This is a genomic window from Streptomyces noursei ATCC 11455, from assembly GCF_001704275.1.
Lineage (GTDB): Bacteria > Actinomycetota > Actinomycetes > Streptomycetales > Streptomycetaceae > Streptomyces > Streptomyces noursei.
Map to the genome: position 1 here is coordinate 2,447,878 of NZ_CP011533.1, position 13,362 is coordinate 2,461,239.

10 protein-coding genes are annotated in these 13,362 nt (G+C 75.5%); 8 read left to right on the plus strand and 2 right to left on the minus strand.

Features of this window, described 5'->3' with window-relative positions:
• The first annotated feature begins 76 nt into the window (after window positions 1–76).
• From SNOUR_RS10225 to SNOUR_RS10235, 3 genes are all read left to right on the plus strand, one after another.
• Entirely contained in the window at window positions 77–508 is a 432-nt protein-coding gene (locus tag SNOUR_RS10225; protein ID WP_067345875.1) for a MarR family winged helix-turn-helix transcriptional regulator, read from the plus strand.
• Window positions 505–1,968 (plus strand): MFS transporter, encoded by a 1,464-nt coding sequence (locus SNOUR_RS10230; RefSeq protein ID WP_067345877.1) that lies wholly within the window; start codon window positions 505–507, stop codon window positions 1,966–1,968. The genes SNOUR_RS10225 and SNOUR_RS10230 overlap by 4 nt, the downstream gene beginning before the upstream one ends.
• Window positions 1,969–2,070: 102 nt before the next feature.
• Window positions 2,071–2,628, plus strand: coding sequence for an isochorismatase family protein (locus SNOUR_RS10235; protein WP_067345878.1), 558 nt, complete (start codon window positions 2,071–2,073; stop codon window positions 2,626–2,628).
• Here SNOUR_RS10235 and SNOUR_RS10240 read toward each other — a convergent pair.
• The gene (locus SNOUR_RS10240) at window positions 2,609–4,123 is read right to left on the minus strand and encodes an amidase (protein WP_067345881.1); all 1,515 of its coding nucleotides are present in this window, start codon (window positions 4,121–4,123) and stop codon (window positions 2,609–2,611) included. The two genes, SNOUR_RS10235 and SNOUR_RS10240, sit on opposite strands and share 20 nt — an antisense overlap.
• A gap of 170 nt (window positions 4,124–4,293) precedes the next feature.
• Complete coding sequence (gene ggt, locus SNOUR_RS10245; RefSeq protein ID WP_067345882.1) at window positions 4,294–6,117, minus strand: gamma-glutamyltransferase; 1,824 nt, start codon at window positions 6,115–6,117, stop codon at window positions 4,294–4,296.
• 242 nt (window positions 6,118–6,359) lie between these two features.
• On the opposite strand from ggt, the gene SNOUR_RS10250 reads away from it, so the two are divergent.
• The 5 genes from SNOUR_RS10250 (at window position 6,360) to SNOUR_RS10270 (ending at window position 13,346) form a co-directional block, all read left to right on the plus strand.
• On the plus strand, window positions 6,360–7,106 hold the full coding sequence (locus tag SNOUR_RS10250; RefSeq protein WP_067345884.1) for a hypothetical protein: 747 nt from the start codon (window positions 6,360–6,362) through the stop codon (window positions 7,104–7,106).
• Between the two features lie 50 nt (window positions 7,107–7,156).
• On the plus strand, window positions 7,157–8,257 hold the full coding sequence (locus tag SNOUR_RS10255; RefSeq protein ID WP_067345886.1) for a calcium:cation antiporter: 1,101 nt from the start codon (window positions 7,157–7,159) through the stop codon (window positions 8,255–8,257).
• Between the two features lie 326 nt (window positions 8,258–8,583).
• Window positions 8,584–10,845 (plus strand): MMPL family transporter, encoded by a 2,262-nt coding sequence (locus tag SNOUR_RS10260; RefSeq protein WP_067345887.1) that lies wholly within the window; start codon window positions 8,584–8,586, stop codon window positions 10,843–10,845.
• A 110-nt stretch (window positions 10,846–10,955) separates the two neighbouring features.
• Window positions 10,956–11,936, plus strand: a complete 981-nt coding sequence (gene ligD, locus SNOUR_RS10265) for a non-homologous end-joining DNA ligase (RefSeq protein ID WP_067345889.1) — start codon at window positions 10,956–10,958, stop codon at window positions 11,934–11,936.
• A gap of 351 nt (window positions 11,937–12,287) precedes the next feature.
• On the plus strand, window positions 12,288–13,346 hold the full coding sequence (locus SNOUR_RS10270) for a glutathione S-transferase family protein (RefSeq protein WP_067345891.1): 1,059 nt from the start codon (window positions 12,288–12,290) through the stop codon (window positions 13,344–13,346).
• Window positions 13,347–13,362 lie beyond the last annotated feature (16 nt).

Genomic DNA, 13,362 nt, shown 5'->3' on the forward strand with positions numbered 1-13,362 from the left:
CCGCGGGACGGGGCCACGACACGCAACATGACAGATAAACTTGCAAGTCTTCCTGTCATGAATCTACGCTCGCACCATGCCCGACAAGGACCAGGAACGACTAGCCGCCGACCTCGGCGCGACCGTGTCCCTGCTGATGCGCCGACTGCGCGCGGCCTCACCGCAGGGCGAACTGACCCCCACCCAGCGCGCGGTGCTCGCCCGGGTCGACGCCGACGGACCGGCCACCATCGCGGGGCTGGCCCGCGCCGAGCTGGTACGCCCGCAGTCGATGCGGATGATCGTCGGCGTGCTGGAGGAGCGCGGGATCCTCGCCCGCAGCCCGCACCCCACCGACGGCCGCCAGGTGGTCTTCTCGCTCACCGACGAGGGCCACCGGGTGCTCCGGGACGTCCGGGCCGCCAAGAACGACTGGCTCGCGGTGGCCCTCGCCGACCGGCTGACCGCCGACGAGCAGCGGACCCTGGCGGAGGCGACCGCGCTGATACGACGGCTGACCGAGGAATGAGCGCCCCCGACGCGCCGGACCGGGCCGGGGACCGCACCACCGGACCGGCCGCCGGGAGGCCCGAACTCCCCTCCGGCGAGGCGGGTTTCGGCGCCCGCCTGATGACCCCGCTGCTCCTGGGGTCGCTCCTCAACCCGATCAACTCGACCATGATCGCCACCGCGCTGGTGGCCATCGGCCAGGACTTCCGGGTCGGCGCCGCCGACACCGCGTGGCTGGTCTCGGCGATGTACCTCGCCAGCGCGGTGGGTCAGCCGTCGCTGGGCCGGGTCGCCGATCGGATCGGGCCACGGCGGGTCTTCGTCGGCGGCGCCGTCGCGGTCTGCGCGGCGGGCCTCCTCGGGGCGCTGGCGCCGACCTTCACGCTGCTGATCGTCTCTCGGGTCGTCCTCGGCGTCGGCACCGCGGCGGCCTACCCGGCGGCGATGGCGATGCTGCGTGCCGAGTCACAGCGGGTGGGACGGCCCACGCCCCGGGCCGTGCTCGGCCGGATCTCGCTGGCCGCGCTGGCCAGCGCGGCGGTCGGGCCCACGCTCGGCGGACTGCTCGCCGTCACCGCGGGCTGGCGGGCGGTGTTCGCGGTCAACGTCCCGCTCGCGCTGCTGGCGCTGGTCAGCGCCCTGGCCTGGCTCCCGCCCGACCGGAACGGCCGGAAATCGACCACTGCCGACGGGGCCGGCGGCGCGGCCCGCGGCTCCCTCGACCCGTTCGGGATCGCGCTCTTCGCCTCCGCGCTGACCTGCGCGATGTTCTTCCTGCTGCGACTGGACGCCCCGCGCTGGCCGCTGCTCGCGCCGACCGCGGTGCTGGCCGCCGTCCTGGTGTGGTGGCAGCTGCGCCATCCGCAGCCCTTCATCGACCTGCGGATGCTGGCCCGCAACCGGGCGCTGACGCTGACCTACCTGCGGCACGGGCTGGCCTATCTGCTCATCTACTGCGTGCTCTACGGCTTCAGCCAGTGGCTGGAGCAGGCGCACGGCTTCTCGTCCTTCCATGCCGGGCTGGTGATGCTGCCGATGTCCGGCGCGGCGGCGATCTGCTCGCTCGCCGGCGCCCAGACGAAGGGCATCCGCGCCCCGCTGGCCATCGCCGCGGCCTGCCTGATCGCCGGCAGCGCGGTTCTCGTGCTGCTGCGCGGCAGCAGTCCGCTGCCGGTGCTGCTGGTCGCCGCCGCGCTGTTCGGCATCCCGCAGGGGCTGGCCGCCACCGGCAACCAGACCGCCGTCTACGCCCAGGCCCCGGCCGACGGCGTCGGCGCGGCGGCCGGGCTCCAGCGCACCGCCCAGTACCTCGGCGCGATCACCGCCGCCAGCCTGATCGGGCTGCTCTACGGGCAGCGCGCCACGGACGCGGGGCTGCACGCCATCGCGCTGCTCGGCGCGGCCCTCGGCGTGCTGCTCCTGGCCCTCACCCTCGCCGACCGGTCGCTGCGCACCACCGACAGCCGGACCGTCGGCTGATCCCCTCGACCCCCGAGCCCCCGGGCCCCGGATTCGCCGGATTCGCCGGACCCCCGGTGTTCTGACGCTCCCTCAACTGCCCTTAGCCCCCTAGGAGTCACGATGCCCGCCAGCACCCTGGACCCGACCACCGCACTGGTCCTGATCGACCTTCAGAAGGGCATCACCGGACTGCCCACCGTCCATCCCGCCGCCGAGGTGGTGGCCCGCGGGGCCCGGCTGGCCGCGGCGTTCCGCGCCCACGGACTGCCGGTGGTCCTGGTGAACGTCACCGGCGGCGCGCCGGGCCGCACCGAGGCCGGGCGGGCCGGCGGCACCGGCACCCCGCCGGCCGACTGGGCCGAGCTGGTCGCCGAACTCGACCGGCAGCCCGGCGACATCCTCGTCACCAAGCAGCGGTGGGGCGCCTTCCACGGCACCGAGCTGGACGCGGAGCTGCGCCGGCGCGGCGTCACCCAGGTCGTGTTCGCCGGGATCGCCACCAGCATCGGCGTGGAGTCCAGCGCCCGCGCCGCGCACGAGCACGGCTACCACGTCACCGTCGCCGTCGACGCGGTGACCGACCTCGACGCGGAGGCGCACCGCAACAGCGTGGAGCGGATCTTCCCGCGGCTGGGCGAGACCGACACCACGGAGGCGATCATCGGTCTTCTGGGCTGAGGTCGGCGGCCGATGCGGCGGCCTGCTCCGGGGGCCGCCGCTCGTGCCAGCGCAGGGCGTCCTGGAGCTGGGCGGCCAACGAGATCAGCCGCGGTTCGCCGTGCGCCGGGCCGAGCAGTTGGGCGCCCAGCGGCAGCCCGTCCGCACTGAAGCCGGCCGGGACGCTGACGCCCGGCCAGCCCAGCACGTTCCACGGCCAGGCGTACGGGCAGGCCGCGATCATGGCCTTGTCGGTCTGCCAGCCGCTGAGCCCGGCGAGGGCGCCGACGCGCGGCGGCGGGGTCGCGGTGGTCGGCGTCAGCAGGACGTCGTAGGAGCCGAACAGCGCGCCGATGCGCTGCTGTTGCCGGCGCTCCACGGCGCGGGCCCGGCGCAGCGGCAGCCCGCCGAGCAGCCGGCCCAGCCGGGCCGCCTCCTGGGTGCGGCGGTCCAGCAGCCGGGGGTCGGGGACCCGGGCGGCCCACTCGTCGACACCGGCGGTGGCGCGCGGCAGGAAGGCCAGCCCGACCATCCCGTAGTCCGGTTCGGCCTCCTCGACGAAGTGGCCGAGGCCGGCCAGGGTGCGGGCCACCGCGGTCACCGCGGCCCGGACGTCCGGGTGCAGCGACTTGCGGGTGAAGGTGGCGGCGGTCTTCCAGGACAGCGCGATGCGCAGCCGCCCGGGGTCCCGGCCGGCGGCCTCGCGGGCCGCGATGGCCGGCGGCCGGTGCAGGTCCCCGTCGTGGTTGCCGCTGGCGACGTCCAGGAGCAGCGCGGCGTCCTCGACGGTGCGGGCCAGCGGGCCGATGCCGGTGATGCCCTGGAACGCCTCGGGGTCCGGCCAGGTCGAGATCCGGCCGCGCTGGGGTTTGATGCCGACGAGGTGGGACCAGGCGGCCGGGATCCGGACCGAGCCGGCGCCGTCGGTGCCGAGCGCGGCGGGGACCAGGCCGGCGGCGACCGCGGCGGCCGAGCCGCCGGAGGAGCCACCTGGGGTGTGCGCGAGGCTCCAGGGGTTGCGGGTGTCGCCGAAGGCCGGGCCCTCGGTGAACGGCCACTGGCCCAGTTCGCAGGCGTTGGTCTTGCCGACGATGACCGCCCCGGCCAGGCGCAGCCGCCGGACCACCTCGGAGTCGTGCGGTTTGGGCGGGAACACCCCGGCGCAGCCGAACGCGGTGGGTTCGCCCGCCACATCGGTGTCGTCCTTGACCGCGACCGGCACGCCGAGCAGCGGCAGCCGCTCCCCGGCGGCGAGCCGGCGGTCCGCCTCCGCGGCCTCGGCGAGCGCCGCCTCGGCCCGCACCCGGCGGAAGGCGTTGATGGTGTCCTGGCTGGCCGCGATGCGGTCCAGCGAGCGGTGCACCAGGTCGGTGGCGGTGACCCGTCCGGCGGCCAGGGCCTCGGCCTGCTCGGCGAGGCCCTCCCACTGTCCGTCCAGGCGGCCGGCGGGCCCCGGGCGGTGCGGGCGTTCCGGGGACGGTCCGGTCCGGCGTTCCTGGCTCTCGTCGACGCTCACGCTGCGTGCCCTCCCTGGGACCGCTCATTCGAACGAACGGTCCCAGGAGGCTAATCGGCCCAGCGGGGGGCGGCAACGGCGCCGCGCGGCGCGACACGGCGACGACACACGGACGGCACACACGGCCCGTCCGGGTGCCGCCGGCGGCGCCGACCGGCCCCGCGGGGGCGTTACGGCGCGGGGTGGACGACCATCGCGGAGCCGCCGCCGCGCCGGACCTTCTCGGCCGCCGCGAGCCAGCGGCCGTCCGGCAGCCGCTGCACGCCGGTGGCCGCGCCGATCTCCGGGTTCGGTTTGAAGCTGTGGCCGAGGGCCTCCAGTTGCCCCCGCAGCGGGCTGTCCCACAGGGCCGGTTCGAGCTCGGTGGCGGCGGCGTTGCGCTGGCTGGCGCGCGGTGCGGCGATGGCGTCCACCAGCGGCATGCCGCGGTCGAGGTGGTTGACGAGGGTCTGCAGCACGGTGGTGATGATGGTGGCGCCGCCGGGCGAGCCCAGCGCCAGCACGGGGGTGCCGTGGCGCAGCACGATGGTCGGGGAGATGGACGAGCGGGGCCGCTTGCCGGGGCCGGGCAGGTTCGGGTCGTGGACGGCCGGGTTGGCCGGCGCGAAGGAGAAGTCGGTGAGTTCGTTGTTGAGCAGGAAGCCGCGGCCGGGGACGGTGATGCCGCTGCCGCCGGTCTGCTCGATGGTGAGGGTGTAGGAGACGATGTTGCCCCACTTGTCGGCGACGGTGAGGTGGGTGGTGTTCTCCCCCTCGTACGTCGTCGGGGCGGCCGGGCCGGTGGTGCCGCAGGGCGTCGGGTGGCGCGGGTCACCGGGTGCGAGCGGGCTGGTGAGTGCCTTGCCGTCGTTGATCAGGCACTCCCGGGAGGCGGCGAACCGCTTGGAGGTCAGGCCCTTGACCGGGACGTTCTCGTAGGCCGGGTCGCCGACCCAGCGGCCGCGGTCGGCGAAGGCGATCCGGCTGGCCTCGATGTAGCGGTGCAGGAACTGCTTCTCGGTCAGGTGCGAAAGGTCACTCTTCTCCAGGATGTTGAGCGCCTCGGCGACGCTGGTGCCGCCGGAGGAGGACGGGGCCATGCCGTAGACGTCCAGGCCGCGGTAGGTGGTGTGGGTCGGCGCGTGGCCGAGCGTCCGGTACGCGGCGAGGTCGGCGGTGGTCAGGGCACCGGGGCGGATCTTGCGGGTGCTCCCCGCGCGGACCGGTGGCCGCTGGACGGTGCGGACGACGTCCCGGCCGATCGCACCGTGGTAGAGGGCGCCGACGCCCTTGCGGCCCAACTCCCGGTAGGTGCGCGCCAGGTCGGGGTTCTTCAGCGTCGAGCCGACGACCGGGAGCTTGCCGCCGGGCAGGAAGAGGGCGGCGGTGGCCGGGAAGTCGCGGAACCGCGCCTCGTTGTCGGCGGTCTGCTTGCGGAAGGTCGGATCGACGGTGAAGCCCTGCGCGGCGAGCTGCTCGGCGGGCTCGAGGACCTGTGCCAGGGAGCGGCTGCCCCACTTCTTGAGGGCGCTGTCCCAGGTGGCCGGGGTGCCGGGGGTGCCGATGCTGAGTCCGCTGGTGACCGCGTCGTCGAACGGTATGGGCTTGCCGTTCTCCAGGAAGAGGTCCTTGGTGGCGGTGCGGGGGGCGGTCTCCCGGCCGTCGAGGGTGCGGATGGTCTTGGTTCCGGCGTCGTAGTAGACGAAGTAGCCGCCGCCTCCGACGCCGGCCGAGTAGGGCTCGGTGACGCCGAGGGCGGCGGCGGTGGCGACCGCCGCGTCGACCGCGTTGCCGCCCTTGCGGAGCACGGCGATGCCGGCGGCGGAGGCGTCCGCGTCGACGCTGGCGACCGCCCCGCCGTAGCCGACGGCGACCGGGGTCTTGGCGGAGGTGGGGCCGGGGGCGGCGGGGCCGGGCCGGGGTGCCGCGGTCCGGGCGGCGGCCGGGACCGCCATCAGGGAGCCGGCCAGCGCGGCGGTGACTCCCAGGACGGTGAGACGTCGGGCTTTCGACATACCTGGACTTCCTCCTAGGGCGGTGCAGAGGGGGCGGCAGGGGCCGGAGCCTACCGGCGTCAACAGCGCGCCGACAGGGGGTGTTTCGGGTGCCGACCGCCGTTCGGCGGGGCGGTCAGCGGGCCGGGACGGTTCGGGGCCGAGCCGTACGGTCCCGCCGTATCCATACGGACCGGGGCAAGCGGTACGGTCCGGCGGCCCGCCACCGAACATCCGCCCGACAGCGGCTACGCTCGCCCGCCATGGATGACACCCTGCTGCTGCTCCTGACCGCGGCGCTGGCCCTCGTCGTGGGGCTGGCCGCCGGCTGGGCCGGGCGCTCCGCGGCCACCCGCCGCAAGCGCACCCGCGAACAGGGGTTCTTCGGGCTGCCCGACGGATCCGAGTGCGTCCTGGTCACCCACCGGGACAGCGCCTCGGCCCAGTGGAGCATCCCGCGGCACGACGCGTTGGCGCTGCTGGGGCTGGCCTCGGTGATCGAGAACTGCGGCGCGCACCCGGAGGTCGCCCCGCACGACACCGGGCTCCAGGGCTTCGGGGCGCGCACCGAGTTCTGCGTCGGCGACCCGACCGCGCACCGCCGGCTGGCCGCGCACATGGCGAACCTGCTGCCGGGTGTCGCGGTCCACCCGGGTGACGCGACGGGCGCCGGCCGGGGCGCCCTCACCGTCGGCGGGACGACGTACCGGCTGGAGCCGGGAGCGGTGGAGTACGTGCTGCTGGCCCGGCTGACGGCCGGGGAGGGCGGCCGGCCGGTGTTCCTGGCGGCCGGTCAGCGGCCGGTCACCCACCGGGCCGCGGTCCGCCATCTGGTCCGCAACCGGTCCCGGCTGGCCCGCCGGTACGGCGCGGACGGGCAGTTCGCACTGCTGCTGAAGGTGGTCAACTCGCAGGCGTACGGGCCCGATGTGGTGGAGCTGGTGGCCGACGTCAGCAAGGCGGCGCTGGCGCCGGCCGAGACCAAGGGGCAGCACCGGGCGACCGCCTGAGGCCGCTTCACCGACGGGCGAGGGCCCGACTTCTCTGCGAAGCTCGGGGCATGAGCCCCCGTCCGCGTACGCCACTGCTGCACTGGGCCGGTGCGCTGCCGCTGGTGGCGGTGGTGCTGCTGGCCCTGATCTGGGGGCGGTCGCTGCCGACGGCGCTGGTGGGGGTGGTGTCGCTGTTCCTGGCCGCGGCGGTACTGGCCGCGGTGCACCACGCGGAGGTGATCGCGCACCGGGTGGGCGAGCCGTTCGGGTCGTTGGTGCTGGCGGTCGCGGTGACCATCATCGAGGTGGCGCTGATCGTCACGTTGATGGTGGACGGCGGGGAGAAGAGCGCCGGGCTGGCCCGGGACACGGTCTTCGCGGCCGTCATGATCACCTGCAACGGCATCGTCGGGCTCTGCCTGTTGATCGGCGCGCTCAAGCGGAGGGTGGCGGTCTTCAACGCCGAGGGCACCGGGGCGGAGCTGGCCTCGGTCGCCACGCTCGCCGGGCTCAGCCTGGTGCTGCCGTCCTTCACCACCACGACGCCCGGTCCGCAGTTCTCCGGTCCGCAGCTGATCTTCGCGGCGCTCGCCGCGCTGGCGCTGTACGGGCTGTTCGTGACCACCCAGACCATCCGGCACCGGGACTACTTCCTGCCGGTCACCACGGCCGGCGAGGTGATCGACACCGAGGACCACGCCGACCCGCCGTCCCTCAGGGTCGCACTGAGCAGCCTGGGGCTCTTGGTGCTGGCGCTGGTCGCGGTGGTGGGACTGGCCAAGGCGGTCTCGCCCACCATCGAGTCCGGGGTGGCCTCGGCCGGGATGCCGTCGTCCGTGGTGGGCGTGGTGATCGCGCTGCTGGTGCTGCTCCCGGAGACCATCGCGGCGGTCCGCGCGGCCCGCCGGGACCGGATCCAGACCAGCATCAACCTCGGCCTGGGCTCGGCGATGGCCAGCATCGGCCTGACGATCCCCGCGGTCGCGCTGGCCACGATCTGGCTCAAGGGCCCGCTCGTCCTGGGCCTGGGCGCCAGCCACATGGTGCTGCTGGCGCTCACGGTCGTCGTCGGCACGCTGACGGTGGTGCCGGGCCGGGCCACCCTGCTCCAGGGCAGCGTCCACCTGACGCTGTTCGCGGCGTACCTCGTGCTGGCGGTCAGCCCCTGAGGGGACGCGTGGGCCGCGCGTCATCCACGGCAACGGGAGGCGGGCGGCACCCCCGGGGCCGATCAGTGACACAGGGTGATCAGAGCGTGAGAGTCGTCACTCTGCGCTCCGAACCTCCGCCCGATGGTTTACCGTTCAATTGGTGACGTGCCCAATGGGCCGCGCCCCACGATCCGCCCCGGTCGGGTTCCCCCGTCCGGCCGGGGCTTCCCCCCTCCTCCCGGCCCGGTACGGCGCGACCTCCACCCCCGTACCGCCCGCCGCCGGACCACCCGTCCTGCTCCCCCCGCATGCCGCCGCGCCGGAACGCGCCTTGAATGCGAGGCATGTCGTTGCCGAATGCGCCGGGCCGCCGGCGGCCCGAAGGGGCGCTGGGGCGCCTCGGGGAGTGGTGTGCCCGACACGCCGTGACCGTCGTCGTGCTGTGGCTGGTGGGACTGGCCGGCGTCCAGATACTCCAGCGGACGTTCGGCGGGGCCCACGCCGACGACTTCTCGCTGCCCGACGCCCGGTCCACCCGGGGCCGGGCGGTCCTCGCCGCGCACCAGCCTGCCGCCGGCGGATTCGCCGGCCAGGTGGTGCTGCACGCCGGCCGGCCGCTGACCGGCCTCGCCGGCCCGATCGCGCGCGCCACCACCGACCTGGCCGGGCTGCCGGGTGTGGTGTCCGCGCAGGGCCCGCCGCCGCCGTCCGACGCGCCGCACACCGGGGCGCGCCGGGCCGACGGCCGGACCGGGTACCTCACGGTGCGGTTCCGGGAGCCGCCGGGGAGCCTGCGGCCGGAGGTCCTGCCGGGCGTGGACCGGGCCGTGGCGCCGCTGCGCGCGGCGGGCGTCCAGGTGGAGTACGGCGGGGCGTTGGGCGACCTGGCGCGCCCCGGCACCGACGACCGGCTGAGCGAACTGCTCGGGTGCGCGGTGGCGGGGCTGGTGCTGCTGGCCGGGTTCGGCAGCGTGCTGGCCGCCGGGGTGCCGCTGCTGACCGCGCTGATCGGCGTGGTCTGCGGGCTGGGCTGCCTGGGGCTGCTGGCCGCCGCGTTCACCTTCGCCGCCGTCTCCCCCACCCTGGCCACCATGATCGGCCTCGGCCTGGGCATCGACTACGCGCTGTTCCTGATCACCCGTCACCGGCAGCTGCTGCGGGACGGCGCGGACCCGGCCGTGGCCGCGGGTCGGGCGGTGGCCGGCAGCGGGCGGGCGGTCCTGGTCTCCGGCGGGACCGTGCTCGTCGCGCTGGCCGGGCTGGCCGTCACGGGCGTCGGCTTCCTCGCCGCACTGGCCGCCGCGGCGGCCCTGACCGTGGTCACCGCGGTGCTCGGCGCGCTCACCCTCGTCCCGGCCCTGCTCGGGCTGCTCGGCCGACGGATCGACCGGTTCCGGGTGCGCCGCCCGGACGCCGCGGCCGGGGAACCCGGCGCCGGGGCGCACCGCGGGCTGCGCGCCGCCCGGCGGGTGACCCGCCACCCGTGGCCGCATCTGGTGGGCGGGGTACTGGTACTGGCGGTGCTCGCCGTCCCGGCGTTCTCGATGCGGCTGGGGCACCTCGACGACGGCACGGACCCGCCGTCGGCCACCGGCCGGCGGGCGCACGACCTGGTGTCCGCGGCGTTCGGGCCCGGCGCGACCGGGCCGCTGACACTGGTCGTCGACCGGAGCGCGGTGCCGGAAGCGGACCGTCCGGCGCTGGCGGACCAGGCTCGGCAGGTCCTCGGGCGGATCCCCGGCGCCGCCGCGGTCACCCCGCTCCGGGCGTCCCCGGACGGCGCGGTGCTGTCCGCCACCGCCTATCCCGCGCACTCCCCGCAGGACGCGGAGACCGCCGCGCTCACCCGCCGCCTGGCGGACTCCGTGCTCCCCCGGGCCCTGCGGGGTTACGAGGCCCGCGGCTATGTCACCGGTGCCACCGCGACCCAGGTGGATTTCCGGGACCTGATCGCCGCCCGGCTGCCGCTGATCCTCGCGGTGCTGGTCTGCCTGGCCTTCCTGACCGTCCTGGTCGTGTTCCGGGGCGTGCTGGTCGCGGCGCAGGCCGCGGTGGTCGCCCTGCTCTCGCTCGCGGCGTCGTACGGGGCGGTGGTGGCGGTCTTCCAGTGGGGGTGGGGCGGCCCGGCACTGGGGGTCGCGGGCCGGGTACCGGTGGAGGCCCATGTGCCGCTGCTGATGTGCGCGCTCGCCTTCGGGCTGAGCATGGCCTACGAGATCTTCCTGCTGTCCCGGATCCACGCGGGCCGGCCGCGGCACCCCGACCCGGCGGAGGGCGTGGCGCAGGCGCTGGCCGGCACCGCCCGGCTGATCAGCTGCGCCGCACTGGTCCTGGCGGGGGTCTTCGCGGCCTTCCTGCTCAGCGACGACGCGGAGGCGAAGATGCTCGGGCTGGGCCTGGCGGTGGGCGTGCTGATCGACGCGACGGTGGTGCGGCTGCTGCTGGTGCCCGCGGCGCTGGCGCTGCTGGGCCCGCGGGCCTGGTGGGTGCCGTGGTGGCTGGACCGGGCGCTGCCGGTGGTGGATCCGGAAGGAGCGGCACGACCGCGGCCCCGACCGCCGCGGGCCGCGGAGCCGGTGGAGCGGGCGGGGGCGGCGGAGCACTGACCGCGGGGCCCACCGGGGCCGGCCGGGTCGGCGGCGGCCCGGGCGCGACGGGACCGCGGCCCCGTCGCGCCCGGCCTGCAGGGACCACCGCCTCCGCCGATCATCGGAGTATGGCCCTGACCCCCGGGGGCGGCGGCGCGGCCCCGCCCCCGTATCCCGTGATCCGGCCGATGCTGGCCGTGCTCGGGCCGCTGCCGCCCGAGCCGGAGCAGGCGGCCTGGGCGTTCGAGGCCAAGTGGGACGGGGCCCGGTGCATCGTCAACGTCTCCGACGACGGCACCGTGCGACTGGTCACCCGGGCCGGCAACGACGTCACCACGACCTATCCCGAACTGGGCCCGCTCGGGCGGCAACTGCGCGGCCGGCCCGCGGTGCTGGACGGCGAGGTGGTGGTGCTGGACCCCGCCGGACGGCCCGACTTCGGGCTGCTGCAGCGGCGGATGGGCGTGCTCAACCCGCGCCGCACCGCCCGGCTGGCGATGGAACTCCCCGTCCAACTGGTGCTCTTCGACGTGATGTATCTGGGCGGGCCGCTGCTGGACGCGCCGTACCACGAGCGGCGGGCGGTGCTGGCCGGGTTGGGGCTGGCCGGACCCAACTGGTCGGTGCCGGGGTATGTGGCGGGCCACGGCCACCAGGCATGGGAGGCGGCGCTGCGCGGCGGCCTGGAGGGCGTGATGGCCAAACGGCTGTCCTCGCCGTACCTCCCCGGGCTGCGCTCACCCGACTGGGTGAAGACCAAGTACCAGGAGACGCTGGACATCGTCATCGGCGGCTGGACGGAGGGACACGGGGCGCTCGGCGGGCTGCCGGGGTCGGTGCTGGCGGGTGTCCAGGAGCCGGGCGGGCTGCGGTTCGTGGGCGCGGTGGGCTCGGGCCTCTCCGACCACGAGCGACGGGAGCTGGCGGGCTATCTGAGCGTGATCCCGCTGGACCGCTCGCCGTTCGTCAACGACGTGGAGCTGGCGGGGGTGCACTGGGCGGAGCCGCGGCTGGTGGCCGAGATCGCCTTCAGCGGGTGGACGTCGGCGGGCCGGACCCGGCATCCGGTCTGGCACCGCCTGCGGCCCGATCTGACGTGGCTGGGCTGACCGGGTCGGTGACCAGGTCCGGCTGACCGGGTCAAGCTGACCGGGGCCGGTCGCACCGCACCGGGCAGCCGGAACACGTGGCGGCCCGGGACGACCCGGCCTGTGCGGTGGCCGTCGCCGACGCCGGCGGCGCGACGCCGACGAGGGCCGCTCCCCCACTCTCCTGATCACCGGCCAATGACAGGTGAATACCGTCAATCACCGGCGAGTTGGGAATTCCCGCCGCGGCGCGCTCTCCGGGCGCTTCGTCAGGATCGGCCGTGCGCCGGGCGGCTGACATGCCGGAGAATTACCGACGGCCCGGGAAGGATCCGGGGGACGCCGCCCGCGCCCCGACGGAAGGAACCCGCGATGCCCGGCCCCGCCCCCGAGCCCTCCCCCGACTCCGCCCCGGCGCCCGACGGCGTCGGCAACCGCCCGTCCGGCAGCCGGCCCTTCACCCGCTCCCTCAGCCACTTCGCCGACCGCGTCACCGCCGACGGCCGCGACGGCTGGCCGGTGGCGGCCGGCCGCTACCGGCTGGTGGCCAGCCGCGCCTGCCCCTGGGCGAGCCGCGCGGTGATCTCCCGGCGGCTGCTCGGCCTGGAGGACGCGCTGTCGCTGGCCATCGTCGACCCCCTCCAGGACGAGCGCAGTTGGCGGTTCACCCTCGACCCGGACGGCCGGGACCCGGTCCTCGGCATCCGCTTCCTCAGCGAGGCGTACGACGCCCGCGAAACCGGCTACCCCGGCGGTGTCAGCGTCCCGGCCCTCGTGGACGTCCCCAGCGGGAAGCTGGTCACCAACGACTTCCAGCAGCTCACCCTGGACTTCGCGACCGAATGGACGGCGCTGCACCGACCCGGGGCGCCCGACCTCTACCCCGAGGCCCGCCGCGCGGAGATCGACGAGGTGATGGCGGACGTCTACCGCGACGTCAACAACGGGGTGTACCGGGCCGGTTTCGCCACCGACCAGGACGACTACGACGCGGCGTTCGGCCCGCTCTTCGACCGGCTGGACCGGCTCGCCGACCGGCTGTCGGACCGGCGCTACCTGGTCGGCGACACGCTCACCGAGGCCGACATCCGGCTGTTCACCACCCTCGTCCGCTTCGATCCCGTCTACCACGGCCACTTCAAGTGCAACCGGTTCAAGCTCGCCGAGGACCCGGTGCTGTGGGCGTACGCCAAGGACCTGTTCCAGACGCCCGGGTTCGGCGACACGGTGGACTTCCACCACATCAAGCAGCACTACTACCGGGTGCACACCGGCATCAACCCCACCGGCATCGTCCCGCTCGGCCCGGACCTCTCCGGCTGGCTGACGCCGCACCACCGCGAGGAGTTGGGCGGCCGGCCGTTCGGCGACGGCACACCGCCGGGCCCGGTCCGGCCGGGCGAGGAGGTCCCGCCGTCGGGGCGCCCCTGACCACCCGACCGGAGCG

Coding starts and splice junctions, on each gene's coding strand:
- SNOUR_RS10255 (WP_067345886.1), top strand. CDS start 7,157: ATGAGCCCCCGTCCGCGTACGCCACTGCTGCACTGGGCCGGTGCGCTG.
- SNOUR_RS10230 (WP_067345877.1), top strand. CDS start 505: ATGAGCGCCCCCGACGCGCCGGACCGGGCCGGGGACCGCACCACCGGA.
- ggt (WP_067345882.1), bottom strand. CDS start 6,117: ATGTCGAAAGCCCGACGTCTCACCGTCCTGGGAGTCACCGCCGCGCTG.
- ligD (WP_067345889.1), top strand. CDS start 10,956: ATGGCCCTGACCCCCGGGGGCGGCGGCGCGGCCCCGCCCCCGTATCCC.
- SNOUR_RS10250 (WP_067345884.1), top strand. CDS start 6,360: ATGGATGACACCCTGCTGCTGCTCCTGACCGCGGCGCTGGCCCTCGTC.
- SNOUR_RS10225 (WP_067345875.1), top strand. CDS start 77: ATGCCCGACAAGGACCAGGAACGACTAGCCGCCGACCTCGGCGCGACC.
- SNOUR_RS10235 (WP_067345878.1), top strand. CDS start 2,071: ATGCCCGCCAGCACCCTGGACCCGACCACCGCACTGGTCCTGATCGAC.
- SNOUR_RS10260 (WP_067345887.1), top strand. CDS start 8,584: ATGTCGTTGCCGAATGCGCCGGGCCGCCGGCGGCCCGAAGGGGCGCTG.
- SNOUR_RS10270 (WP_067345891.1), top strand. CDS start 12,288: ATGCCCGGCCCCGCCCCCGAGCCCTCCCCCGACTCCGCCCCGGCGCCC.